This window comes from Phaeobacter sp. JH20_37, assembly GCF_048056015.1.
GTDB lineage: Bacteria > Pseudomonadota > Alphaproteobacteria > Rhodobacterales > Rhodobacteraceae > Phaeobacter > Phaeobacter bryozoorum.
This window is the reverse complement of record NZ_JAYMWW010000013.1, coordinates 792,176-815,079: the sequence shown is the minus strand read 5'-3', so window position 1 is coordinate 815,079 and position 22,904 is coordinate 792,176. Positions and strand designations below refer to the sequence as shown.

General features: G+C 61.2%; 21 protein-coding genes. 11 read left to right on the top strand and 10 right to left on the bottom strand.

The window, feature by feature from the left end; genetic code table 11:
* Nucleotides 1-62: 62 nt before the first annotated feature.
* On the top strand, nt 63-842 hold the full coding sequence (locus tag VWZ87_RS08740) for a gamma-glutamyl-gamma-aminobutyrate hydrolase family protein (protein ID WP_340545072.1): 780 nt from the start codon (nt 63-65) through the stop codon (nt 840-842).
* 105 nt (nt 843-947) lie between these two features.
* On the opposite strand, the gene VWZ87_RS08735 is transcribed toward VWZ87_RS08740, so the two are convergent.
* Together VWZ87_RS08735 and VWZ87_RS08730 are read right to left on the bottom strand one after the other, a co-directional pair.
* Nucleotides 948-3,188, bottom strand: a complete 2,241-nt coding sequence (locus VWZ87_RS08735) for a molybdopterin cofactor-binding domain-containing protein (RefSeq protein WP_416536777.1) — start codon at nt 3,186-3,188, stop codon at nt 948-950.
* 3 nt (nt 3,189-3,191) lie between these two features.
* On the bottom strand, nt 3,192-3,656 hold the full coding sequence (locus VWZ87_RS08730) for a (2Fe-2S)-binding protein (protein WP_416536778.1): 465 nt from the start codon (nt 3,654-3,656) through the stop codon (nt 3,192-3,194).
* A 102-nt stretch (nt 3,657-3,758) separates the two neighbouring features.
* On the opposite strand from VWZ87_RS08730, the gene VWZ87_RS08725 reads away from it, so the two are divergent.
* On the top strand, nt 3,759-4,340 hold the full coding sequence (locus tag VWZ87_RS08725; RefSeq protein ID WP_416536779.1) for a TetR/AcrR family transcriptional regulator: 582 nt from the start codon (nt 3,759-3,761) through the stop codon (nt 4,338-4,340).
* Nucleotides 4,341-4,428: 88 nt separating this feature from the next.
* On the opposite strand, the gene kynA is transcribed toward VWZ87_RS08725, so the two are convergent.
* The 4 genes from kynA to VWZ87_RS08705 form a co-directional block, all read right to left on the bottom strand.
* Nucleotides 4,429-5,262 (bottom strand): tryptophan 2,3-dioxygenase, encoded by an 834-nt coding sequence (gene kynA / locus VWZ87_RS08720; RefSeq protein WP_416536780.1) that lies wholly within the window; start codon nt 5,260-5,262, stop codon nt 4,429-4,431.
* Nucleotides 5,263-5,414: 152 nt separating this feature from the next.
* Complete coding sequence (gene kynU, locus VWZ87_RS08715; protein WP_416536781.1) at nt 5,415-6,608, bottom strand: kynureninase; 1,194 nt, start codon at nt 6,606-6,608, stop codon at nt 5,415-5,417.
* A gap of 99 nt (nt 6,609-6,707) precedes the next feature.
* Nucleotides 6,708-7,091, bottom strand: coding sequence for an MmcQ/YjbR family DNA-binding protein (locus VWZ87_RS08710; protein ID WP_416536782.1), 384 nt, complete (start codon nt 7,089-7,091; stop codon nt 6,708-6,710).
* Nucleotides 7,091-7,843, bottom strand: coding sequence for an SDR family NAD(P)-dependent oxidoreductase (locus VWZ87_RS08705; protein ID WP_340545079.1), 753 nt, complete (start codon nt 7,841-7,843; stop codon nt 7,091-7,093). The genes VWZ87_RS08710 and VWZ87_RS08705 overlap by 1 nt, the downstream gene beginning before the upstream one ends.
* A gap of 248 nt (nt 7,844-8,091) precedes the next feature.
* Between VWZ87_RS08705 and VWZ87_RS08700 the strand changes: the two genes are divergently transcribed.
* The 8 genes from VWZ87_RS08700 (at nt 8,092) to VWZ87_RS08665 (ending at nt 15,650) form a co-directional block, all read left to right on the top strand.
* Nucleotides 8,092-9,045: an MBL fold metallo-hydrolase gene (locus VWZ87_RS08700; RefSeq protein ID WP_416536783.1), complete on the top strand. Its 954-nt coding sequence runs from the start codon at nt 8,092-8,094 to the stop codon at nt 9,043-9,045.
* 299 nt (nt 9,046-9,344) lie between these two features.
* Complete coding sequence (locus tag VWZ87_RS08695; RefSeq protein WP_340545081.1) at nt 9,345-9,806, top strand: methyltransferase family protein; 462 nt, start codon at nt 9,345-9,347, stop codon at nt 9,804-9,806.
* 137 nt (nt 9,807-9,943) lie between these two features.
* Nucleotides 9,944-11,515 (top strand): Re/Si-specific NAD(P)(+) transhydrogenase subunit alpha, encoded by a 1,572-nt coding sequence (locus VWZ87_RS08690; protein WP_340545082.1) that lies wholly within the window; start codon nt 9,944-9,946, stop codon nt 11,513-11,515.
* Nucleotides 11,516-11,528: 13 nt separating this feature from the next.
* Complete coding sequence (locus tag VWZ87_RS08685; RefSeq protein ID WP_416536784.1) at nt 11,529-12,962, top strand: NAD(P)(+) transhydrogenase (Re/Si-specific) subunit beta; 1,434 nt, start codon at nt 11,529-11,531, stop codon at nt 12,960-12,962.
* Nucleotides 12,963-13,060: 98 nt separating this feature from the next.
* Nucleotides 13,061-13,435, top strand: a complete 375-nt coding sequence (locus tag VWZ87_RS08680; RefSeq protein WP_416536785.1) for a VOC family protein — start codon at nt 13,061-13,063, stop codon at nt 13,433-13,435.
* Nucleotides 13,436-13,505: 70 nt separating this feature from the next.
* The gene (locus VWZ87_RS08675) at nt 13,506-13,874 is read left to right on the top strand and encodes a MerR family transcriptional regulator (protein WP_416536786.1); all 369 of its coding nucleotides are present in this window, start codon (nt 13,506-13,508) and stop codon (nt 13,872-13,874) included.
* Nucleotides 13,867-14,238, top strand: a complete 372-nt coding sequence (locus VWZ87_RS08670; RefSeq protein WP_416536787.1) for a carboxymuconolactone decarboxylase family protein — start codon at nt 13,867-13,869, stop codon at nt 14,236-14,238. The genes VWZ87_RS08675 and VWZ87_RS08670 overlap by 8 nt, the downstream gene beginning before the upstream one ends.
* Before the next feature lie 131 nt (nt 14,239-14,369).
* Nucleotides 14,370-15,650 (top strand): DUF3422 family protein, encoded by a 1,281-nt coding sequence (locus VWZ87_RS08665; RefSeq protein ID WP_340545087.1) that lies wholly within the window; start codon nt 14,370-14,372, stop codon nt 15,648-15,650.
* On the opposite strand, the gene VWZ87_RS08660 is transcribed toward VWZ87_RS08665, so the two are convergent.
* The 4 genes from VWZ87_RS08660 to VWZ87_RS08645 form a co-directional block, all read right to left on the bottom strand.
* The gene (locus VWZ87_RS08660) at nt 15,586-16,659 is read right to left on the bottom strand and encodes a YeeE/YedE family protein (RefSeq protein ID WP_416536788.1); all 1,074 of its coding nucleotides are present in this window, start codon (nt 16,657-16,659) and stop codon (nt 15,586-15,588) included. The genes VWZ87_RS08665 and VWZ87_RS08660 overlap by 65 nt on opposite strands.
* Before the next feature lie 266 nt (nt 16,660-16,925).
* On the bottom strand, nt 16,926-17,897 hold the full coding sequence (locus tag VWZ87_RS08655; RefSeq protein ID WP_416536789.1) for an ABC transporter permease: 972 nt from the start codon (nt 17,895-17,897) through the stop codon (nt 16,926-16,928).
* Nucleotides 17,890-18,897 carry an ABC transporter permease gene (locus VWZ87_RS08650; RefSeq protein ID WP_416536790.1) on the bottom strand — a complete coding sequence of 336 codons (1,008 nt, stop codon included), beginning with the start codon at nt 18,895-18,897 and terminating at the stop codon, nt 17,890-17,892. The genes VWZ87_RS08655 and VWZ87_RS08650 overlap by 8 nt, the downstream gene beginning before the upstream one ends.
* A gap of 153 nt (nt 18,898-19,050) precedes the next feature.
* Nucleotides 19,051-20,751 carry a peptide ABC transporter substrate-binding protein gene (locus VWZ87_RS08645; protein ID WP_416536791.1) on the bottom strand — a complete coding sequence of 567 codons (1,701 nt, stop codon included), beginning with the start codon at nt 20,749-20,751 and terminating at the stop codon, nt 19,051-19,053.
* 329 nt (nt 20,752-21,080) lie between these two features.
* Between VWZ87_RS08645 and VWZ87_RS08640 the strand changes: the two genes are divergently transcribed.
* The gene (locus tag VWZ87_RS08640) at nt 21,081-22,901 is read left to right on the top strand and encodes an ABC transporter ATP-binding protein (RefSeq protein ID WP_340545092.1); all 1,821 of its coding nucleotides are present in this window, start codon (nt 21,081-21,083) and stop codon (nt 22,899-22,901) included.
* The last annotated feature ends 3 nt before the right edge of the window (nt 22,902-22,904 follow it).

Below are 22,904 nucleotides of genomic sequence, written 5' to 3'. Positions count from 1 at the left end.
TGACCCGGCCCTTCTGTCCGAGGATGGACAGAAGGGCCGGCGCCCAAACCGCTGAGGACAGTATGACACGCCCCAAAGTCGGCATTATTGGCAATTCCTATCTCATCAATGATGAATACCCCGCCCATGCCGGGGGGACGATGAACTCCGAGGCGGTGGCCGAGGTTGCAGGCTGTATGCCGCTGCTGATTCCGTCGGATCCCCGGTTTCTGACGGTGGAGGAGCTGCTGGAGAGCTTTGATGGCTTTCTATTGACCGGCGGGCGGCCGAATGTGCACCCGCATGAATACGGCGAGGCCGAGACGGATGCCCATGGCGCCTTTGACCGGGCGCGTGATGCCATCACCCTGCCGCTGGTGCGCGCCTGCGTCGAGCGGGGGCAGCCATTTCTTGGCATCTGTCGTGGCTTTCAGGAGGTGAATGTGGCCATGGGTGGCACGCTTTACCCGGAAATCCGCGATCTGCCGGGACGGATGAACCACCGGATGCCCCCCGACGGGACACTGGAAGAGAAATTCGCCATGCGCCACATCGTTGAGCTGAGTGAAGGCGGCGTTTTCCATCGTCTGTTCGGTGCGGCGGAGGTGATGACCAATTCGCTGCATGGGCAGGGGATCAAGGTGCCGGGTAAGCGGATCGTGATCGACGGAACCGCCCCTGATAGCACGCCCGAGGCGATCTATGTGAAAGACGCTCCCGGTTTTACCCTTGCGGTGCAATGGCATCCAGAGTGGGACGCCGCGAATGACCCGGTGTCGCGGCCTTTGTTCACCGCCTTTGGTGACGCGGTGCGCGCCTGGGCGGAGGGTGCGGGCAGGCCAACCCAACGGAAATCGGCCTGAGGCACGACATCGGCCTGAGGCACGACATCGGCCTGAGGCATCCGGTCTTTGACTACCCGTAGACACCTCAATCGGCACCGCCTTTAGGGCGGTGCCGTTGGTCTTTCAGACCAGCAGATCAAACTCATGTATCAGCGGCAGCTGACGGGCGCGTTTGCCGGTCAGATCGAAGATCGCATTGGCCAGCGCCGGGGCCGCCGGGGGCGTGCCGGGTTCCCCGGCGCCGCCCATGCGGGGCTGGTTTTCCAGCAGCGCGACCTGCACCTCGGGCATCGTGTGCATGCGCAGGGCGTCATAGTCGGGGAAATTCTGCTGCTGGACCGCGCCACCGTCAAAGGTGATCTCGCCAAAGCAGGCCGCAGACAGACCGTAGACCATGCCGCCAAACATCTGCGCGCGGGTGTTCTGCGGGTCGATGACACGGCCCAGATCTGCGGCGATCCAGGCTTTGGTCATGCGAATCTGCCCGTCCTGGTCGGCGACCTCGATGACCTGCGCCACCGGCGTGCCGAAACTATAGGCAAGCGCCACACCCCGGCCGATGCCATCGGCTGTCTTGCCGGTCCAGCCGGACATGTCGCGCACGGTTTCCAGCACCTTGGCAGCAGGCTCCCACTCGGCGCGGGCCAGCTCCAGCCGGAAGTCCAGCGGATCGCGCCCGGCGGCATGGGCCATTTCGTCGATGATACAATCGGAGAAGAAGCCGTTGAAGGAGGCCCCCACCGAGCGCCAGAAGCCGACGGGAATCATCGGTTTGGCCAGATAGCCTTCGACGCGGAAATTGGGAATGGCGAGCGGCTGGTTGAAGGCGGTATCCACATGCCCCTTGTCCGGGCCGGACATTGGCAGGCCGAGCATCCGGCCAGCGCCTTCGACGGTGGTCGATTGCGCGGCGATTATGCCGTGGACCATCACCGCCTTGCCGTCCTTTACCGCGGCGCGGTAGCGGGCGATGGCGCCTGGGCGGTAGAAGTCATGGGTCATGTCTTCCTCGCGGCTCCATGTCAGCTGCACCGGGGTGTCGGGCATCTGCAATGCGATCTGAACGGCGCGGTCGGTATAATCGGTTTCAATCCGCCGCCCAAATCCGCCGCCGAGGTAGGTTGTATTGACCTCAACCGCCTCGGCATCGAGCCCGGCAAGCGCTGCGGCGTTTTTCTGCACCACGGTTGGCCCCTGATTGGGCGCCCAGATTTGCAGCGCATCCCCGGTGTAAAGCGCGGTCGCGTTCATCGGCTCCATCGTGGCATGGGCCAGATAGGGCAGGCGATATTCCGCTTCGATCACGGTTGCCCCGTCCGGCAGCTCGTCCACATCGCCGTCATCGCGCAGGGTCGAGTTGGGGGCAGTGTCAAAACTGCGGGCGATCTCGTCAAAAATCGCGTCGGTCGTCTCGGGGTAGGGGGCTGCCTCCCACGTTACGTCAATGGCATCCACGGCCTGCTGCGCGAGCCAGGTGTTGCTGGCAACCACCGCGACAGCATCGCCAAGATCCAGTACCTTTTCCACACCGGCCATGCCTTCGGCTGCGCTGGCGTCAAAGGCAGTCTTGCCCACGCCGAAATGCGGGCTTTGTTTGATGGCGGCGAATTTCATGCCCGGCAGGCGGACGTCGACGCCGAATTCTGCGGTGCCGGTGGATTTGGCAACCATGTCGATGCGGGGCACATCCTTGCCGATCAGGCGCCAGCTCGACGCCGGGCGCAGATCCGCCTCGACAGGGTCAAGGGCGGCGGCTGCAACGGCAAGGCTGCCATAGGGCAGGCGGGTGCCATCCGGCGCGATGACATGACCATCTTCGGTGGCGAGCTGATCGCGTCCGACTGCCAGCTGCTCCGCAGCGGCCTGTTTCAGGGTCTCGCGGGCGCTGGCGCCCGCATGGCGCATCCGCTCAAAGCCGTCGCGCATGGAAGAGGAGCCGCCGGTGACCTGAAGATCAAGGAACTTGGCCATGTGACCGACGATTTCGCCCAGTGAATGCTGCAGAGGCGAGCTGTCATAGCCCCGTCCGGGCAGCGCCTCTGACATCATGGCGCTGTTGTAATAGGCCTTGGCGGCGGGGCCGTGCAGGACCGTGACCTTGGCCGGATCCACGTCCAGCTCTTCGGCGATCAGACTGGCCCAGGCGGATTTGACGCCCTGTCCCATCTCCGCCCGGGGCGCAATCAGAGTGACGCCGGATTGATCCACAAACACAAAGGGGTTGAGCACCGCGCGACCATCCTTCTGGTCGAGCGGGTTGGGAGCGGGCTGGTGGTACTTATAGGTGCCAAAGGCGACGCCACCTACGATGGCAGCAGAGCCGATGAGAAAGCTGCGGCGGGCGATTCTGCGAATGCTGGCCATGGCTCAGACCTCCTTCATCATTTTGGCTGCGTCATGGATGGCGGCGCGGATTCGGGGGTAGGTGCCACAGCGGCAGAGGTTGCCCTGCATCGCCTCGTCGATATCGGCATCCGAGGGGGCGGGGTTTTCGGCCAGCAGGCTCGCGGCCTGCATGATCTGGCCGGACTGGCAGTAGCCACATTGCGCGACTTGATTGGCGACCCAGGCTTTTTGCACGGCGGCCATGGCGTCGGGTGTGCCGATCCCCTCGATGGTGGTGACCTCACCCCAGACATCGGACAGCGCCACCTGGCAGGAGCGCACGGCCTCGCCGTCAATATGCACGGTGCAGGCGCCACAGGCCGCGACGCCACAGCCGAATTTGGTGCCGGTCAGGCCGACTTCATCGCGCAGCACCCAAAGAAGCGGCACGTCGTCAGGCAGGTCAATCTGATGGGATTTCCCGTTGATGCGAAGGCTGGTGGACATTGGGTGTCCTTTCTGTGCTGGCTGCGTGACTTCGTGACAAAATGATGCATATGTGTCAGTGTGTCAATTGACAAATTTGGTATCGAATGTCAGAACTGCGCTATGGACATGCAGCAGATCGACCCCAAACAGCGCAACATTCTGGAATCCGCCTGGGAAGCCTTTGCGACCTATGGGTTTCGCAAGACTTCAATGGATGACATTGCCAAGCGGGCGGGGATGTCTCGCCCTGCGGTCTATCTGCATTTCAAGAACAAGGAAGCCATCCTGAAGGCGTTGATTGATGCCTATTACGCCGAGACAGCGCGAGTGGTCCACGCAGCGCTGACCGCAGACGGGGAACTTCAGTCGAAGGTTCTGAACGCATTCGACGCGCAGGGCGGCCCGGCTATAGAGGCTATGCTGAGCACGCCCCACGGGATGGAAACGCTGGAAGCCAGCATGAACGCCGCCGGCGATCACATTGAGGCCGGCGAATGCCTGATGCGCGGGGTTTATGCGGATTGGCTAAAGGATATGGCGGCTGCGGGACTGGTGCGGTTGGCCGGCACGCCGCAGGACGTGGCGCGCAGCTTTTGCAGTGCCATGAAGGGCGTCAAACATACCTCGGCAGATTATGCCGCCTACCGCTCGGGCGTTCGCCAACTGGCGCTGTTGTTTGCGGCTGCGCTGTCGCCGCGCTGACTGGAGCAGGTTGACTGAGGGCAGGTCCAAATGGGGCAGCCTTGGGGGGGGGCGGGCAGGGCTGGCCTGCCGCCGATCCCATCTGGCGTCAGAGCGTGGTGCGCAGGTGCCAGAGCTCGGGGAACAGCTCCACCTCCAGCATCCGTTTCAGATAGCTGACGCCACCGGTGCCGCCGGTGCCGCGTTTGAAGCCGATGACCCGTTCCACCGTGGTGACATGGTTGAAACGCCAGCGGCGGAAATAATCCTCAAAATCCACCAGTTTCTCGGCCAGCTCGTAGAGATCCCAATGCGCTTCGGTATTGCGGTAGACCTCGGTCCAGGCCGCCTCAACCGCCGGATTGGGGCTATAGGTTTCGGAGAGGTCACGGTTAAGCACCTCTTCGGGCAGCTCAAACCGCTTGGACAGGGCGCGCAGGGCAACATCATAGAGCGAGGGCTGGCGCAGTTCTTCTTCCAGAAGCGCCAGAATGTCGGGGCGGTGGGCGTGCGGGCGCAGCATCGCCTTGTTGCGGTTGCCGAGCATGAATTCGATCTGGCGATACTGATGCGACTGAAAGCCGGAACTCTGCCCCAGTTCATTGCGAAAGGCAGAATAATCCGAGGGTGTCATGGTGCGCAGCACATCCCAGGCAGAGTTCAGCTGTTCGAAGATCCGGGCAACGCGGGCCAGCATCTTGAACGCCTCATGCGGTTTCTCCGACAGCAGGCGCGCGCGCGCGGCGGTCAGCTCGTGAATGGCGAGGCGCATCCAAAGCTCTGAGGTCTGATGCTGGATGATGAACAGCATCTCGTCATGGGTGTTGGTCCAGGTCTTCTGCGCGGTCAGCAGCGTGTCGAGCGACAGGTAGTCGCCATAGGACATGCGCCCGTCAAACGACATCTGCGCGCCTTCCTTGGCGGGATCATAGGGGGTGGACATGGAAAGGCTCCTTGGTGTTCCGGTAGTGTATCAGATTGCGGGAACGGGGGCCTTTCTTGCGTTGAGCGTACCGCATTGGGCCAGTCGTCGCCACAGGGCGATCCAGCCCGCTGGCCGGCACAGTGGCAGGCGATATGCGGGCAGGCTCGCCATCAGGTGACGGCGTTGCGGGTTTTGTATTCCGGGCGATCCCAGAGCGCGTTGGTCATCACGTCCTCGATGATATCAACAGCGGCCCTGACGTCGCCTTCGTCAATGTAGAGCGGGGTGAAGCCGAAGCGCATGATATCCGGCGCGCGGAAGTCTCCCACCACCCCACGGGCGATGAGCGCCTGCATGGCGGCATAACCTTCATGGAAGCGGAAGGACACCTGGCTGCCACGGGCGTTGCCGTCGCGCGGCGAGGCAAGAGTGAGATCGGGGCAGCGGGATTCCACCTCGGCAATGAACAGATTGCAAAGTTCGATGGATCTGGCGCGCACATCGGCCATATCGGCCATGTCCCAGATATCCATCGAGGCCTCGAGTGCGGCCAGCTGTAACACCGGCGGCGTGCCGACGCGCATCCGTTCGATCCCGCTGCCGGGTTTGTAATTCAGGTCGAATTCAAACGGCGCGGCGTGACCCAGCCAGCCGGAGAGCGCCGGGCGGGCCGTGTCGGCATGGCGCGGCGCCACATAGATGAACGCTGGACCACCGGGGCCGCTGTTGAGGTATTTATAGGTACATCCTACGGCGAAATCGGCCTTGCAGCCTGCCAGATCGACCGGCAGCGCACCTGCGGAATGGGCCAGATCCCAGACCGTCACGACACCGGCAGCATGGGCCTGTTCGGTTAGCGCCTTCATATCGTGCTTGCGACCGCTGCGGTAATCGACTTCGGTCAGCATCAGCACGGCAATGTCTTCGGTGATATGGGCGCTGACCTCTTCCGGTGCGACCACGCGAAGCGAATAGTCCGGGCCAAGCGATTTCACCAGACCTTCGACCATATAGAGATCGGAAGGGAAGTTGCCGCTGTCAGACAGGACCACCTTGCGCGATGGGTTCAGCTCCAGTGCCGAGGCGACGGCCTGATAGACCTTGATCGACAGGGTGTCACCCATCACCACATGGCCGGGTTCTGCGCCGATCAGCCGGGCAATCCGGTCGCCGATGGCGGTTGGTTTCTGCATCCACCCGGCCCTGTTCCAGCCGGTGATCAGCATCTCACCCCATTCGTCCTCGATCGTGCTGCGCACCCGTTCGGCGGTTGCGCGCGGCATCGGACCCAGAGAATTGCCATCGAGGTAGATCATCCCTTCGGGCAGGGAAAACATAGCCTTGGTTGCGGCGAAATCGGTCATCTGAACCTCGTGATCATGGGCGGCCTGACGGACGGAGTGGTTTATTTTAGGCTTAAAGCTTCTCGAGTGCTACCGCATCGGATCTGTCCTGTCCAGAGATTAGCGGCTGGTGGGATCCTGCTGCGGTTCCGGAATGCCCAGTTCAGTTCGTTTTCGTTTCGACAGACCGGCGGTCACCAGACTGTACGACAGGCTGATCTGCTCTTTCAGCTCGGCATCGGTCAGGCCGGGATCTTTGAAATGTTGCAGCCACTTCATCCCGCGCGAGGCCAGATAGGGCGCCGGGCGGACGCCCGGTCGCTCCTGCAGAACTTCAAAGGCGATCTCGCCCGTCTTGAAGGTAAAGGCGTCCTTGCCCTCGGCCCAGCCGCAGATGGCAAAGACCTTGCCTCCTGCCTTCCACACGTCGGCATCGCCCCATTGGATGACATGCGATGTAGCGGGGAAGCTGGCGCAGAAGGCGTTGAACTCCTCGCGGGTCATCAGGTCTGCCCACCTGCGATTTCGATGGTTTGTCCGTTGATAGACTGAGAGCCGGGACCACAGAGCCACAGCAGCGCGGCGGCAACCTCATCCGGTTGGATCAGCCGCTTGTGCCGGTTCGCAGAGACCATGATCTTCAGCGCCTGTTCTTCGCTCACTCCGGCGCGCTGAGAGATCGAGGTGACGTTGCGGTCGATGATCGGCGTATCGACATAGCCCGGGCAGAGCGCGTTGAAGGTATAGGGCGTGCCCAGATAATCCTCGCTCAGCGATCGGGTCAGGCCGATCAGCCCGTGTTTGCTGGCCGAATAGCAGGGCGCGCCCTGCAGCCCGCGCAGGCCTGCGATGGAGGATACGGTGACGACACGGCCCCAGTCGGTCTGGCGCATGGATTTCATACATTCGCGGATCGTCAGAAAAGCGCCGTCGAGGTTGGTTGCCATCATGTTGCGCCAGAAGTCCATCGACATCTTGTGCAGGGCCTTGCCCTCGGCGATGCCTGCATTGGGGACGCAGATCTGCACCGGACCGCGAGCTGCGGTGGCGGCGTCAATTTTTGCGATCACGTCCTGTTCGTCGCGCACATCCATGGCGAGCGGATGCAGCCCATCGGTTGCGACCTCCTCCAGCACCTCCTGCCGACGGCCGGTGATCGTCACCGCAGCCCCCTCGGCGGCCAGCGCCTTGGCCATCGCCAGACCAATGCCGGTGCCACCGCCGGTGATCAATGCGTGTTTTCCCTTGAGTGTCATGGTGTTGCTCCGCTGTTGTTCGTAACTGTTGGGGCCATGCGGGTGATCCCCACATGCAACCCGGATCTTGATATGAGCCTAACCGCCGCAGGGAGGCTGGCAAGATCTCCGTTCCGTCACTTTATCAACCGGCACGGGCACAACGCTTGCGGCGACGGGTCTCGGAGAAATGGTTTACAGAAATATTCCTATGTGTGAATGTCATGGCATGTGGCGACGAACCGCCACCAAGGCTGACGGAGGATCCCATGAAAGCTCTTGTCTGTGGCGTGGCAACCGCGCTGATGTTGCCTCTATGCGGGCTGGCCAGCGAAGATATCGCGGATCAATACCCGCAGTCCGAGCTTTACTCAAAGCCGGTGGAGGTGATCCCGCATGTGTTTTCGGCCATTGGAGCCACCGCGCCGCCAACCTATGAAAATGCCGGCCATAACAATAACCTGAGCTTCGTTGTGACCGAGGCGGGTGTTGTGGTGATCAATGCGGGGGCGTCTGATGCGCTGGCTGCCGCGCTCCATGCCGAGATCAAGGCGGTGACCGATAAGCCGGTGGTTCTGGTGATCAATGAAAACGGGCAGGGCCATGCGATGCTGGGCAACGGCTATTGGCGCGATCGGGGCGTTGACGTTCTGGCGCATGTAGATGCCACGGCCGAGGTGACGCAGAACGGTCATTTTATCCTTCAGGGGATGCAAGGCTACAATAAGGACAGGGCCGGGGACACGCGGGTGGAGCCTGCGAACCTGAGTTTTGAAGATCGTTACGATCTGTCGCTTGGCGGGGTCGACTTTCAGGTCCTGCATCTTGGTCCGGCCCATGATCCGGGTGACACGCAGGTCTGGATTCCGCAGTGGGGGATGCTGATCGCAGGCGATATTGCCTTTCACGAGCGGATGTTGCCGATTTTTGAACATACCTGCACCAGCTGCTGGATCGAGACCTGGCAGGACAAGCTGGAACCGCTGGCGCCCACCTATGTGATCCCAGGCCATGGTCATCCGACCAACCTGGATCAGGTCCGGCGCTACACGCTGGAGTATCTGCTCGATCTGCGCAGCAAGATTGGCGCCCATATCGAGGAGGGCGGCGATCTGGCCTCGGCCTATTACGTGGATCAGGCCCGCTGGCAGCAGCTCGATACTTTTGAGGAACTGGCGACCAAGAATGCCGGGCGTGTCTATGAGGAGATGGAGTGGGAATAGCGCGCTCGCCCGGTGATCTGTGCCCATCGTCATCCTTGCGACAAGAACTGTGAGCGGTAGCAGAACTCAGCATCCCGATCAGTTGCGGCAGGCATGCAAAAGTATACGTGGTCATTCGCAACAATATATGCAGGATCATGCCGCAAACGGAACGGATTCGCCGTTTCACGACCATTTTGGGCAATCTGTCCTTATCCTTCGGAAGTCATCTCCGAAGGCTGGACGTTCTGGCCACATGAGGGAAAACTGCCGCTGATGCGCATCAAGACCGACAAGGATCACCCGGAGTGCCGTCTGCAATGAAATGGATTGACGTGCCTCCTGTGTGGTTGCTGGGGTTTGCAGTGCTGGCCTGGTGTCAGGCACGTTTCCTACCTATGGGGCTCGAATTGTCGCATGGCGTGATCGGCGCCGTCGTCGGGCTGGTCAGCGGCCTCTTGATCGGAGCGGGAGTCATTCTGATGCTGCTCGCGGTGATGGAAATGCGGCGTCATAGGACGACGCTGCATCCACACGGGCAGCCAAGCCAGCTGGTTCAATCGGGTATTTTCAAACGCAGCCGCAATCCGATCTACCTAGGTGATTGCCTGCTGCTGCTCGGACTGATCCTGCGGTTTGACGCGGTGCTGTCGCTGATACTGCTGCCGGTCTTTGTCTGGGTGTTGGAACGCCGTTTCATCCTGCCCGAGGAAAACCGGTTGCGGCGGCAGTTCAGGGCGCAGTGGGGGCGCTACGAAAAAGACACAGGACGATGGCTGTGACGGATTTGCGGCACCGCAGCAAAGTGTTGCGGCGACGCAGCGAAACTGTTGCGCAAAAATATTGCGCAATGTAGTCAAAATATTTGCGATCCGTGCTCAGTCAGTCTGATGCGGACACAAAGAGGGGGACCGACAAGGTGAAAATAGGCACACCAAAAGAAGTGTTTGACGGCGAGGCGCGGGTTGCGATGACCCCGGACTCCGCGGTTCAACTGCAAAAGCTGGGGTACGACTGCGCGATTGAAAGCGGTGCCGGGGCAGCGGCAGGTTTTTCTGACGCCACCTACGAGGCTGTCGGCGTCGAGATCATCAAGACACCGGCCGCATTGTGGAAAGCCTGCGATATCGTTGCCAAGGTGCGTCAACCCACCGAAGCGGAGCTGAAGCGGATGACAGCGGGCAAGACGCTGATCTCCTTCTTCAATCCCGGCGGCAATAGCGAAGGTCTGGAACTCGCCAAATCCAAGGGCGCCAATGTGATCGCCATGGAAATGGTGCCACGTATCAGCCGTGCCCAGAAAATGGACGCGCTGTCGTCGATGGCCAATATCGCAGGTTACCGCGCCGTCATTGAGGCCGGGAATAACTTTGGCCGGTTCTTCACCGGTCAGATCACAGCTGCGGGCAAGGTTCCTCCGGCCAAGGTTCTGGTGGTTGGTGCAGGGGTTGCAGGCCTTGCGGCGATTGGCGCCTCTACCAGCCTGGGTGCGGTGACCTACGCCTTTGACGTGCGCCCCGAAGTGGCGGAGCAGGTCGAAAGCATGGGGGCCGAATTCGTCTATCTGGATTTCGAGGAAGACCAGCAGGATGGCGCGGCAACCGGCGGCTATGCTGCGGTCTCCAGCCCGGAGTTCCGTGAAGCGCAGCTCGCGAAGTTCCGCGAACTGGCTCCCGATGTCGATATCGTCATCACCACCGCGCTGATCCCCAACCGCGAGGCTCCCAAGCTGTGGCTTGAGGATATGGTCGCCGCGATGAAGCCGGGTTCGGTGATCGTTGACCTTGCAGCCGAAAAGGGCGGCAACGTCGAAGGCACGGTGATGGACGAGAAAGTGGTAACCGAGAATGGCGTGACCATCATCGGCTATACCGATTTCCCGAGCCGGATGGCCGCGCAGGCCTCGACGCTTTATGCCACCAACATCCGCCATATGATGACTGACCTGACGCCCGAAAAGGACGGCCAGATCAATCACAACATGGAAGACGACGTAATCCGCGGCGCCACGGTGACCTTTGAGAAGGAAATCACCTTCCCGCCGCCACCGCCCAAGGTGCAGGCCATCGCGGCCCAGCCGAAGAAAGAGGTGAAGGAACTGACGCCCGAAGAGAAGCGGGCGCAGGAGGTCGAAGCCTTCAAGCAGCAGACCAAGAACCAGGTCACCCTGCTGGCTGTGGGCGGTGCCTTGGTGCTGTTTGTGGGGCTGTTTGCCCCCGCGAGCTTCATGCAGCATTTCATCGTGTTTGCACTGGCCTGTTTCGTGGGCTTCCAGGTGATCTGGGGCGTTGCCCATTCGCTGCATACGCCGCTGATGGCTGTCACCAATGCGATTTCCTCGATCATCATCCTTGGCGCGTTGATGCAGATCGGATCCGGGTCGTTCCTGGTGATCTTCCTTGCGGCGCTGTCGGTGTTCATGGCCGGGATCAATATCTTCGGCGGGTTCCTCGTCACGCGGCGCATGCTTGCCATGTTCCAGAAATCTTAAGGAGGCCGGGAGTATGGACTTTGGCTTTACAACTGCCGCCTATGTGGTTGCGGCTGTTCTCTTCATCTTGTCGCTGGGCGGCCTGAGCGGTCAGGAAAGTGCGAAACGCGCGGTCTGGTACGGCATTGCGGGTATGGCGCTGGCGGTTCTGGCAACCCTGATTGGTCCCGGTGCCGGTCTTTGGCTGTTGTCGATCGTCCTGATCGCCGCAGGCGGTATCATCGGCTACTACGTCGCCAAACGCGTGCAGATGACCGAAATGCCGCAGCTGGTGGCGGCGATGCACTCGCTGGTGGGTCTGGCTGCGGTGTTCGTGGGCTTCATCGCCCATATCGAGCTGGGCCGCGTTCTGGCGATGGATGACACTGCGAAAAAGGCGCTCGAAGGCTTTGGTGCGCTTCTGGCCAAGAAAGACGGTGTCGAGATCGCGATCCTGCGGGTGGAACTCTTCCTCGGTGTCTTCATCGGTGCCGTAACCTTCACCGGGTCGGTGATTGCCTATGGCAAGCTGGCAGGCAAAGTGTCCTCGGCGGCGACCAAGCTGCCCGGCGGCCATATGCTGAACGCCGGTGCTGCGGGTCTCTCGCTGATCTGTCTGATCTGGTATTTTAACACTGGCGGTTTCTTCCCGCTGTTCCTGATGACCCTGGCTGCGCTGTTCATCGGCTACCACCTGATCATGGGCATCGGCGGCGCGGATATGCCCGTGGTTGTCTCCATGCTGAACAGCTACTCCGGCTGGGCCGCGGCGGCGATTGGCTTTTCGCTCGGCAACGATCTGTTGATCGTGGTTGGCGCGCTTGTGGGCTCCTCCGGTGCGATCCTCAGCTACATCATGTGTAAGGCGATGAACCGGTCCTTCATCTCGGTGATCCTGGGCGGCTTTGGCGGCACGGCTGGTCCGGCGATGGAAATCGACGGCGAGCAGATCGCGATTGATGCCGATGGTGTGGCCGCAGCCCTGGACGAGGCCGACAGTGTCGTCATCATCCCCGGCTACGGCATGGCAGTGGCACAGGCCCAGCAGAATGTGGCTGAGCTGACCCGCCGTCTGCGTGCCAAGGGCAAGAACGTCCGCTTTGCGATCCATCCGGTTGCAGGTCGTTTGCCGGGCCATATGAACGTGCTCCTCGCCGAGGCGAAAGTGCCCTACGATATCGTGCTGGAAATGGATGAGATCAACGACGATTTCCCGGACACGGATGTGGCGATCGTCATTGGCTCCAACGACATTGTGAACCCGGCGGCACAGGAAGACCCGAACTCGCCCATCGCCGGTATGCCGGTGCTGGAATGCTGGAAGGCGAAACAGGTGTTCGTCTCCAAGCGCGGGCAGGGTACGGGCTACTCGGGCATCGAGAACCCGCTGTTCTTCAAGGAGAATACCCGCATGTTCTATGGCGATGCCAAGGCCAGCCTGGATAAACTGCTGACCATGATCAGCTGATTGTTCGGCGTATCGCTGCACATACCGAAAGAGCGCTCCTGCCGGGGCGCTCTTTTTTCGTGATCCTGTGGTATCATTCGCCAGCCGAGGAGGATGATATGGAAAAGGCCCAAGGCATAGGTGGCGTGTTTTTCCGCGCCAAAGACCCCGAAGCGCTGAGCCGGTGGTACAATGACCATCTGGGGATTGACCCCGTCGGCGGAACCCCCTGGATGCAGGGCGGCGGCTACACCGTCTTTGCTCCATTTGCCGAGGATACCGATTATTTCGGAGATACCAGCAAACAGTGGATGATCAATTTCCGGGTAACGGATCTGGCCGCGATGATCGCCCAGCTGACCGCCGCCGGTATCGCTGTTGAGACCCGGCCGGAGTGGGACGGCGAGATCGGCTATTTCGCGCGGTTGCACGACCCGGAGGGCAATCCGATAGAACTCTGGCAGCCGATCGGACGCGCCGCAGATACCGCTTGAGCTGGAGTGTACTCCAACCGCTAGGGTGTCCCGACTCACCCATGAGGGGTGGGCAGCAAGAGAGATGTGCATGAAGATTTCAGAGGTGGCGATGGCCACGGGGCTGAGCGTGGATACCCTGCGCTTTTACGAGAAGATCGGGTTGATTGATCCGCCGGCGCGGGATGCCGCCGGGCGGCGGGTCTATGATCGCGAAATCCTCGGCTGGATCCGCTTTCTGGGGCAGTTGAACGCCACCGGAATGAAACAGGCGGATCGGGTCCGCTATGCCCGGTTGCGGGCGCGGGGGCGCGAAACCCTGGCCGAACGCCGCGCAATGCTGGAGGCCCACCGGGAGGTGATCCGCCAGCAGCTGGAGCAGCTTCATGACACGCTTGCCCTGATGAATCGCAAGGTTGCGATCTACCACGAGCTGGAGAAGGAAAGCGCAGATGTCTGACGCAGTGACCAAGGGCCGTAATCTGTTGGCCGAATTGAACCCGGAGTTGGAGAATATCCTGGCAGAGCGCTATGACGCCCATCTGCCGGGAATGTCGGAGAGCCTGGTGGAATGGGCCTATGGGCGCCACTACGCACGCGCGGGGCTGGACCTGCGGACACGGCAGCTCTGTACGGTTGCAGCGTTGACAGCGCTTGGCGGTCAGACCGCGCCGCAGCTCAAGGTGAATATCGCCAACACCCTCGCCGCAGGGGCAAGTGAAGCCGAGGTTCTGGAGGTCATCTGGCAGATGGCGGTCTATGGCGGCATGCCTGCGGCCATCAATGGTTTGAATGCGGCGATTGAGGTGTTCGAGGCGGCATAATGTCGGCAAGAGCTGAGGGCTGCCTCATAATTGTATACGGTTGTATCCAGTTAAGGTATTGAAAAAACGTAATTCTTTACAGGTTGCTCCACCTCGGCTAACCTGTGGTCTGCTGCTCAGGGAGACCATAGATGCCGCCGATCCAAGACCACCCGCTGCGCTACCAGCTGGCCAATGAGCTGCACGCCCGCCCGTTCCCGACGATGAGCAACCCCTCGACGGTGATCTACCTGGCGATCAAGCAGCCGCAGGAGGCCGTGCATCGGGACCGCAGCCGGGACCTTGCGCATCTGGTCGATCTCTTGGATCGTCACGGTGTCGCCCACCCGACGCCGGGGGCGACCCATCATTCGGTGCAGCTGGGCCGCCATACGCTCAAATGGGAACAGCATACTGAATTTGTGTCCTACACCCTGTATTTCGACGGTATCAGCGCCCGCCCGTATGATCCTGCGGATTTTGATGTCTTCCCGTCGGACTGGCTGGCGGAGGCTCCGGGTCAGCGCATCACTTCGATCATGCTGCGGGTCTTGCCGCGTGGCGAAACCTCTGACGTACGGGCGGCTCTGACCGATTGGTTTGTGCCGGAAAGCCTCGCCGTGGCCCGAGTGCTGGACGACAGCTGCGTGGTGGCGGGGGATTTCCGCATTGATCCGGCTGGGCATATGCGGTTTGCGGTTTTCCCGAACCGGGAAACCGGCGCCCAGCGGATCGGCCGGGTGGTGCAGCGCCTTTGCGAGATTGAGACCTATCGGGCGATGTCGATGCTCGGGTTTTCGCGGGCGCGCGGGCTGAGTCCGACGATTGGCGCGCTCGACACCCATCTGAGCGAGATGATGGCCGAGATGACCGGGGATCGCATGCCGGCGGAACAGACCCTTGCGCAGCTGCTCACGGTCTCGGCTGAGCTGGAGGCGATGGCGGCGCAGGCGGCGTTCCGCTTTGGTGCGACGGGGGCCTATGATGCGCTGGTCAATCAACGGATCGCCCTGCTGCGCGAGACCCGGTTTGAAGGGTATCAGACCTTTGCCGAGTTCATGCTGCGCCGATTTGAACCGGCGATGCGCACGGTGAAGTCAACCGAAGGGCGGCTCGCTACGCTGGCAGACCGGGCGCGTCGCGCCGGGGAGCTGCTGCGAACCCGTGTCGATGTGGAACGCAGTGCCCAGAACCAGGCCCTGCTGGAAAGCATGGACCGCCGCGCCGATATGGCGCTGCGGCTGCAACATACGGTGGAAGGGCTGTCAGTGGTGGCGATCAGCTATTACGCTGTGTCGCTGGCGTCTTATGCGCTCTATCCCCTCGCGGCGGTGCTGGACCTCAGCAAGGGGATGATGACGGCAGCACTTACTCTGCCGGTTGTGCTGCTGGTCTGGCTCGCGGTGCGGCAGATCCGGAAGCGGCTGCATTGAGCAGGGCGTCTGCCGCCAAACCGCCTGCGCCAATCGACAGCAGTGCCAGAACAGCCGCTAGGCTGAGGGTTGGGATACCGGCGAGACCGGCCCCGACTGTGCAGCCGCCAGCCAGTACACCGCCAATCCCCATCAGCACCGCGCCAGTGAGGTAGCGGCCGGTCTGCCGCGGGCTTTCAAAGCTCTGCCACTGGAAGCGACCGCTCAGCAGGGCGGCGACCAGCGCGCCAATCAGCACGCCGCCCACCAGCCCGGTCCCGAAGCCCGCAGGCACGGCGCTGGACGCCAGCGTGTAGAATAGTGTTTCCGCCGAAGGCGCAGTGAAGGAGAGGCTCTCCATGGCGATGGGGTCAAATTCATCATACAGCACATAGCCGGTGCCGACCCAGGCCAGCGGCACCAGCGCGCCGATGGCGGCCCCTCCGGCCAGCATCAGAGGATGATTGCCCGAGCGCAGAGCGATGACAAGAGCGGCCGCAACGATCAGCCCGGCGCCCGTCAGCGCGCCGCCGGGCAGTGCGGTGAGAGAGGCGAAATCCCCAATCGGCACCGTGACGCCGCCGATCCAGCTGCGCAGCGGTGCCAGCACGCCTTTGAGCGTGGCGTGGGCGACAATTGCAAAGGTCACGATCACAACCAGCGCCCGCAGGTTGCCGCTGCCGGTCAGAACCATCAGGCGCGAGACGCAGCCACGGGTCAGCACCATGCCGGCCCCGAACATAAGGCCGCCCAGTACCACCGCAGCAATCGGCAGATCCGCGACCATCAGGCGGTGCTCGGCAAAGCTGATCCAGCCCTGCGCCACGGCGGCCTGCGTGCCGAGAACAGCAACGGCCAGCGCCATTGTCCAGACGCCTGCGGCCTGACGGCGATCAGCGCCGACAACAGCGCGGCGGAAACAGAAGCGGGTCAATTGCGCCAACCCGCCGAACAGGACACCGACAGAGAGTGCAAACAGTACCGAAACCGCCCGCGCGGTGGTATCTTCAAAGCCAAGTGTCTCGAACATATGCGGCCTCCATTGCTGCGAGCGGATTCGTCGCGTTTGGAATATTTTCCCGAAATGGCCGGTTTTTGTGATCTGAGCAACCCTATGGCACCAAGTTGGCGCGGCATCTTGCAGAATGATGTTCTCTGCCAGGTGTCCTTCGCAGGCTATGTGTCCCAGCCCTGCCGCTGCGGGCAAAAACAAACCGGCCACCTGGGAGAAGTGGCCGGTTGATATGTTTTTATTTGAATGTGTTGAGCTGTTCTGCCCTCACATCTCAGGTGTGATCAGCGCCCGCGGATCCGTGGATCCAAAGCGTCGCGCAGACCGTCGCCGAGGTAGTTCACGCTCAGCACGGTGAGAGAGATCGCCATACCGGGCCAGAACACCCGCTCCGGGTATTGCTGGAGATAGTCCGTCGCATCATAGAGCAGACGCCCCCATGTCGGGAAATCAGGCGGGAAGCCCAGGCCGAGGAAGGACAGGGCGGATTCGGTGATGATCGCGGTTGCAATCCCCAGCGTGGCCGAAACCATGATCGGTGACAGCACGTTGGGCAGGATGTGCCGCGAAATCAGCTTGCTGTTGGTGGTGCCGATGGAGCGGGCCGCAAGAACGAATTCCCGTTCCTTGATCGCCAGCACATCGCCACGCACGATCCGCGCGGTGGGCATCCAGCTGGTGATGCCGATCGAGGCCACGATCAGGATAAAGATCCCCTGTTCCGGGCCGAAGGCGGCGTTCAGCGGCTCGCGGAACAACAGCATCATCACCAGCAGAAGCGGCAACAGCGGCAGCGCCAGGAACAGATCGGTCAGGCGCATCAACGGTCCGTCGAGACGTTTGAAGAACCCTGCGAGAACGCCAACCAATGAGCCGAGGAACAGCGCCAGAAGCATCGCAGTCAGGCCAACGGAGACCGAGGTCGCGCCGCCTGCCATCATCCGGGCCAGCATGTCACGCCCCAGCTGATCCGTGCCAAAAGGATGCGCCCAGCTTGGGCTCTGGTTGCGGGCACGGATATCAATGCGGGTGGCATCAATGTCCCAGAAAAACGGGCCGAGATAGACGGCCAGTACGATCAGCAGGAACAATGCCCCGCCAAGCATGGCGCCCTTGTGTGACTTGAACTGATCCCACACATCCAGCCACTGGCTGCGGGGTGGTTGGTCCAGTTCTTCGATCACGCCCGCCGCAGGCAGCGCGGTCGAGGCGGGCACAATCCCTTCGTCGGGCACCAGACGGTCCTTATCAGTCATAGCGGATCCTCGGGTCTAGAATGCCATAGAGCACGTCGGCAATCAGGTTGAACAGCACGATCAGCACGGCAAAGATGAAGGTCAGCGTCTGCACCATCGGCAGGTCATTGGCCTCGATCGCGCCGATCAGCAGCTGGCCGATGCCGTTCACCTTGAACACCTGTTCGGTGATGATGGCGCCACCGAAGATCGACGGAATCCCCAGCGCGATCACGGTCACGACCGGGATCATCGAGTTGCGCAGAACATGGACCATGACGACCACATATTCGCTGAGGCCCTTGGCGCGGGCGGTGCGGACGTAATCCTGATTGAGGTTGTCCAGCATCGAGGCCCGCATGAACCGGCTCAGCTGTGCGGTGATTTGCAGCGCCAGCACCATGACCGGCATGATCATCTGTTGCAGCTGCTTAACAAAAGACTCCCAGCTGTTCACAACATGAGTGGTGTCGTAGATCGATGGGAACCAGCCCAGCTGGACCGAGAAGATCACAATCACCAGTACGCCGGAGAAGAAGGGCGGCACCGAGAAACCCACCATCGACACAAATGTGCCGACCTGATCGAACCAGCTATACTGGCGATAGGCCGAATAGATGCCGATGGGCAGGGCGATGGCGATGGCGACCAGATAGGCGGTGCCCACGACCCACAGGGTCTGGGGAATACGCTGCACGACGATATCCATCACCGGCGAGCGGGTCTGCCAGGAGATCACCCGCAGGTCACCTGCGGAGAAGCTGGTGCCAAAATAATAATCGATCAGAACCTGAGGTTCGATCCAGAAGAACTGCACGATCCATTTCCAGAATCGGATATGCGCGGGTTGGCCAAGGCCAAGCGCTTCGCGCATCTTTTCTTTGACTTCGGGGGGGACGGTCAGAGGGACCTGAGCCATCGGGTCACCGGGCGCAAGTTCAAGCAGCAGGAAGATCACCAGGCTGATGAACAGAAGCGTCGGTACCGACAGGACAAGGCGTCTGATTGTAAAGGTCAGCATCCAGTAGGCGCCTTTGCAATTGGAAGAATGGGGTGGAACTGGGCGGTCTTTTGCCTGAGATCCATTTCTGGCCGACGCAATGACGTCATTCGGACGTGAATGGCAAGAGGCCCCAGCGCGTTAACCGGGGCCTCTGCAGGCGTTTGACGCTGCTTACTCGGTGCGGTGCCAGTCAGCGGCGTTCCACAGTTCGCTGTCCCAGACGTTCAGATCCACACCGCCAAGGGTGTTGGAGCGCGCGGAGAGGCGACCACGGTGCACCAGCGGAATCATGCCACCTTTTTCGACAATGATGTCGTTCAGGCGCTTGGCGATTTCCGCGCGGGCTTCCAGACCTGCGGTCTGCGCCAGCTCTGCGTGCAGCTTGTCGAACTCTTCGTCACAGAAGCGGGAGATGTTCTCGCCCTGCCACTGGGTCTCGGGACGCGGTGCCTTGTCGCACAGACCGTTGCCCAGGTAGGACTGCGGATCGGTGCCATTGAAGGTGTTGGCGTACATTTCGACGTCAGCATAGAACTTCTGGAAGGTGTCGGGGGAACCCGGATCACCACCGAAGAAGACGGATGCGTTGATGTTGCGCAGCTCGGTTTCGATGCCGATTTCGCTCCACCACTGTTTGATCAGCGCCTGGAAGTCCTGACGCACAGCGTTGGTCGAGGTCTGATACAGGATCTTCATCGGCTTGCCATCGGGGGTTTCCCGTACGCCGTCGCCATTGGTGTCCTTGTAGCCTGCTTCGTCCAGCATGGCGTTTGCGCCTGCGATGTCCTGAGTGTCACAGGTCATCGAGTCGGAGTTGAAGGCCGCAGGTGCCGGTACCCAGTTACAGGTGACCTTACCAGCCTTGCCATAGCCGATTTCCACCAGCAGCGGGCGGTCGATGGCCATCGACATGGCTTTGTAGACCGCAGGATCGCTGAGGAACGGATGCGGGCGGATCACCGAACGCTCATCCGGGCCAAGTGCCGGATCGGGGTTGGTGTTGTTCAGCATGATGCGTTCGACCAGCGGGCCGAAGCCAGCAACCGGTACGCCTTTGCCGCCGGCTTCCATCTGGGCGACCACTTCGGGCGCCAGCTGAAGGTTCCAGGCGTAGTCGAATTCACCGGTTTCCATCACCGCACGGCCCGCAGCAGTTGCGTCGCCGCCCCCTTTGAACAGGAGCTTGGCAAAGGCCGGCTTGGCCGGGTCGCGGTAGTTGTTGTTGGCCGACATGGTGATCACGTCGTTGGGCTTGAACTCATCCACGACAAACGGGCCGGTGCCGATCGGGGCAAAGTTCGCTTCAGTACACTCAGGTGCCTTGGCGCCCAGGCATTCGGCAAATTGTGCCGCCTGAATGATCGGGCTTTCGCCGCCGACAAACGGGCCATAGGGGAAGGGGGTCGGCTTGTCGAAGGTGACCTTGACGGTCAGATCGTCAACGGCCTCGACATTGGTGACACCTTCGAATTTGGTCACCTGCGCGCAGCCGCCCTCGGGGTGCATGCAGTATTCGGCGGTGAATTTCACGTCATTCGCGGTGAAGGGCGTGCCATCGGACCACAGGATGCCGGGTTTGATTTTCCAGGTGATCGAGGTGAGGTCTTCGCTCACGCCGCCATTGTCGACGGTGGGAATGTCCTCAACCAGGTAGGGAACCATCTCACCTTGCGGGTCGTAGCGGGCCAGCGGCTCGATCACGAGGGAGGCGGATTCCACATCCTTGGTGCCACCCGAAAGGAAGGGGTTCAGGATCGAGGGCGCTTGCCAATAAATAATGTTAACCTGGCCGTCGGATCCCCGTTCGGCAAAGGCTGCGGGAGCAAGCGCGGCTGACGCAATTGCACCCAGCAAAAGGGTCTTGATTTTCATAATTCACTCCTTGTCGGACACGTATGTGCCTTCTTTATGACCGGGGCTTTGGCGCCCCGGAGATTTGCCACATCACTGCGGTCTGTGCGTTTGAGCACGCGCTATCTGCCGGGCGATGGCTGCGATCACGTTACCGCGATCATGGCTTGCAACCGGAGGCAGGCGTGGCTGCACTGAAGGTATCGAATACAGACTCCTGCCAAATTGCAAGACTTCCGTCGGAGAAAAAATCGCGCAGGGTTAGGAGGTGGGTTTGACGGGGTCAACGCAGGTGCGTACACATTTCTGTTAACGCCATCGAAAAAGAAGAACACGAAGGGGACGTCACGGTGCTGGATCAACCAATCGCGCAAATTAAGGGACTCCGGGTGGAGTTTCAGACAAAGGACGGTCCGGTTGTGGGGGTGAAGGATGTCTCCTTTGACATCAATCCCGGCGAAACCGTTTGCATCGTTGGCGAATCCGGGTCCGGCAAATCAGTGTCCTCGCTGTCGCTGATGCGGCTGGTTGAGTTCGGCGGCGGCGACATTACCTCGGGGCAGCTGCTGTTTGACCGTCGCGACGGCGAGGAGGTCGACCTCGGCAAGACCGATCAGGCGCTGATGAAACAGATTCGCGGCAATGAGATCGGGATGATCTTTCAGGAGCCGATGACCGCGCTCAACCCGGTGTTCACCGTTGGCCGTCAGCTGACCGAAGGGTTGCGGATCCACAAGAACCTCAACAAGAAACAGGCCGAGGCCCGTGCGCTGGAACTGCTGCGTGAGGTGCGGATCCCCGAGCCGGAGCGCCGCCTGAAACAATATCCGCACGAACTGTCTGGCGGTATGCGCCAGCGGGTCGTGATTGCGATGGCCATGGCCTGCGAACCGCGCCTGCTGATCGCGGATGAGCCGACAACCGCGCTTGATGTGACCATCCAGGCCGAGATCCTGGCGCTGATGGACCGGCTGAAGCGCGAGACCGGCACTGCGGTGATGTTCATCACCCACGACATGGCCGTCGTGGCGCAGATGGCGGATCGCGTTGTTGTCATGTATCGCGGCAACAAGGTCGAGGAAGGCACCGTCACCGAAATCTTCGAGAACCCGCAGCACGACTATACAAAGGCGCTGCTGGCCGCCGTTCCCAAACTGGGCGAGATGCGCGGCAAGGACTACCCGGAGCCGATGAAGCTGATGGGTGTGGAACAGCAGGAGATCAAGCCGATCAAGGGCAGCGACGAGGTGCTGCTGGAGGTGCGCAACCTGGTGACCCGCTTCCCGGTAAAAGGCGGCGTTCTGCGCCGCACCATAGCCAATGTTCACGCGGTGGAGGATGTCTCCTTCAAGGTGTTCAAAGGGCAGACGCTGTCGCTGGTCGGGGAATCCGGCTGCGGCAAGTCCACTGCCGGGCGGTCGATCCTGCGGCTGGTGGAGCCGCTGTCCGGGTCGGTGGAATTTGAAGGGCGCGATATTCTGGGTCTGAACCCGCGGGAGCTGCACAAGGCGCGCCTTGATATGCAGATGATTTTTCAGGATCCCTTTGCCTCGCTCAATCCGCAGATGCAGCTGCTGGATCAGGTGGCGGAGCCGATGCGCAACTATGGGCTTGCCTCCGGCTCCGAATTGCAGGACCGCGTCGCCAATCTGTTCGACAGGGTGCATCTGCCGCGCAGCTTCATGCGCCGGTATCCGCACGAAATGTCCGGCGGTCAGCGGCAGCGCATTGCCATCGCCCGCGCGCTTGCGCTCAACCCGAAACTGATCGTCGCGGATGAGGCCGTTTCGGCGCTGGATGTGTCGGTGCAGGCGCAGGTGCTCAACCTGATGATGGAACTGCAATCAGAACTAGGCCTGTCCTTCTTGTTCATCAGTCACGATATGGCGGTGGTCGAACGGGTCAGCCATCAGGTCGGTGTGATGTACCTTGGCCGTATCGTGGAACTGGGACCGCGGGCGCGGGTCTTTGAGAACCCGCAGCACGCCTATACGCAGGCCTTGATGAAGGCGGTGCCGATTGCCGATCCAAATCAGCGCAAATCGGAGAAGGATCTGAATTTCAAACCGATCCCATCGCCGATCCATGATCTGAACTACGAGCCGGAGCCCTCGCAATATATCGAGGTGGAACCGGGGCATTTCGTTCTGACGACTGACAGCGGCTACTAAGGG

Coding starts and splice junctions, on each gene's coding strand:
- VWZ87_RS08740 (WP_340545072.1), top strand. CDS start 63: ATGACACGCCCCAAAGTCGGCATTATTGGCAATTCCTATCTCATCAAT.
- VWZ87_RS08735 (WP_416536777.1), bottom strand. CDS start 3,188: ATGGCCAGCATTCGCAGAATCGCCCGCCGCAGCTTTCTCATCGGCTCT.
- VWZ87_RS08730 (WP_416536778.1), bottom strand. CDS start 3,656: ATGTCCACCAGCCTTCGCATCAACGGGAAATCCCATCAGATTGACCTG.
- VWZ87_RS08725 (WP_416536779.1), top strand. CDS start 3,759: ATGGACATGCAGCAGATCGACCCCAAACAGCGCAACATTCTGGAATCC.
- kynA (WP_416536780.1), bottom strand. CDS start 5,262: ATGTCCACCCCCTATGATCCCGCCAAGGAAGGCGCGCAGATGTCGTTT.
- kynU (WP_416536781.1), bottom strand. CDS start 6,608: ATGACCGATTTCGCCGCAACCAAGGCTATGTTTTCCCTGCCCGAAGGG.
- VWZ87_RS08710 (WP_416536782.1), bottom strand. CDS start 7,091: ATGACCCGCGAGGAGTTCAACGCCTTCTGCGCCAGCTTCCCCGCTACA.
- VWZ87_RS08705 (WP_340545079.1), bottom strand. CDS start 7,843: ATGACACTCAAGGGAAAACACGCATTGATCACCGGCGGTGGCACCGGC.
- VWZ87_RS08700 (WP_416536783.1), top strand. CDS start 8,092: ATGAAAGCTCTTGTCTGTGGCGTGGCAACCGCGCTGATGTTGCCTCTA.
- VWZ87_RS08695 (WP_340545081.1), top strand. CDS start 9,345: ATGAAATGGATTGACGTGCCTCCTGTGTGGTTGCTGGGGTTTGCAGTG.
- VWZ87_RS08685 (WP_416536784.1), top strand. CDS start 11,529: ATGGACTTTGGCTTTACAACTGCCGCCTATGTGGTTGCGGCTGTTCTC.
- VWZ87_RS08680 (WP_416536785.1), top strand. CDS start 13,061: ATGGAAAAGGCCCAAGGCATAGGTGGCGTGTTTTTCCGCGCCAAAGAC.
- VWZ87_RS08675 (WP_416536786.1), top strand. CDS start 13,506: ATGAAGATTTCAGAGGTGGCGATGGCCACGGGGCTGAGCGTGGATACC.
- VWZ87_RS08670 (WP_416536787.1), top strand. CDS start 13,867: ATGTCTGACGCAGTGACCAAGGGCCGTAATCTGTTGGCCGAATTGAAC.
- VWZ87_RS08665 (WP_340545087.1), top strand. CDS start 14,370: ATGCCGCCGATCCAAGACCACCCGCTGCGCTACCAGCTGGCCAATGAG.
- VWZ87_RS08660 (WP_416536788.1), bottom strand. CDS start 16,659: ATGTTCGAGACACTTGGCTTTGAAGATACCACCGCGCGGGCGGTTTCG.
- VWZ87_RS08655 (WP_416536789.1), bottom strand. CDS start 17,897: ATGACTGATAAGGACCGTCTGGTGCCCGACGAAGGGATTGTGCCCGCC.
- VWZ87_RS08650 (WP_416536790.1), bottom strand. CDS start 18,897: ATGCTGACCTTTACAATCAGACGCCTTGTCCTGTCGGTACCGACGCTT.
- VWZ87_RS08645 (WP_416536791.1), bottom strand. CDS start 20,751: ATGAAAATCAAGACCCTTTTGCTGGGTGCAATTGCGTCAGCCGCGCTT.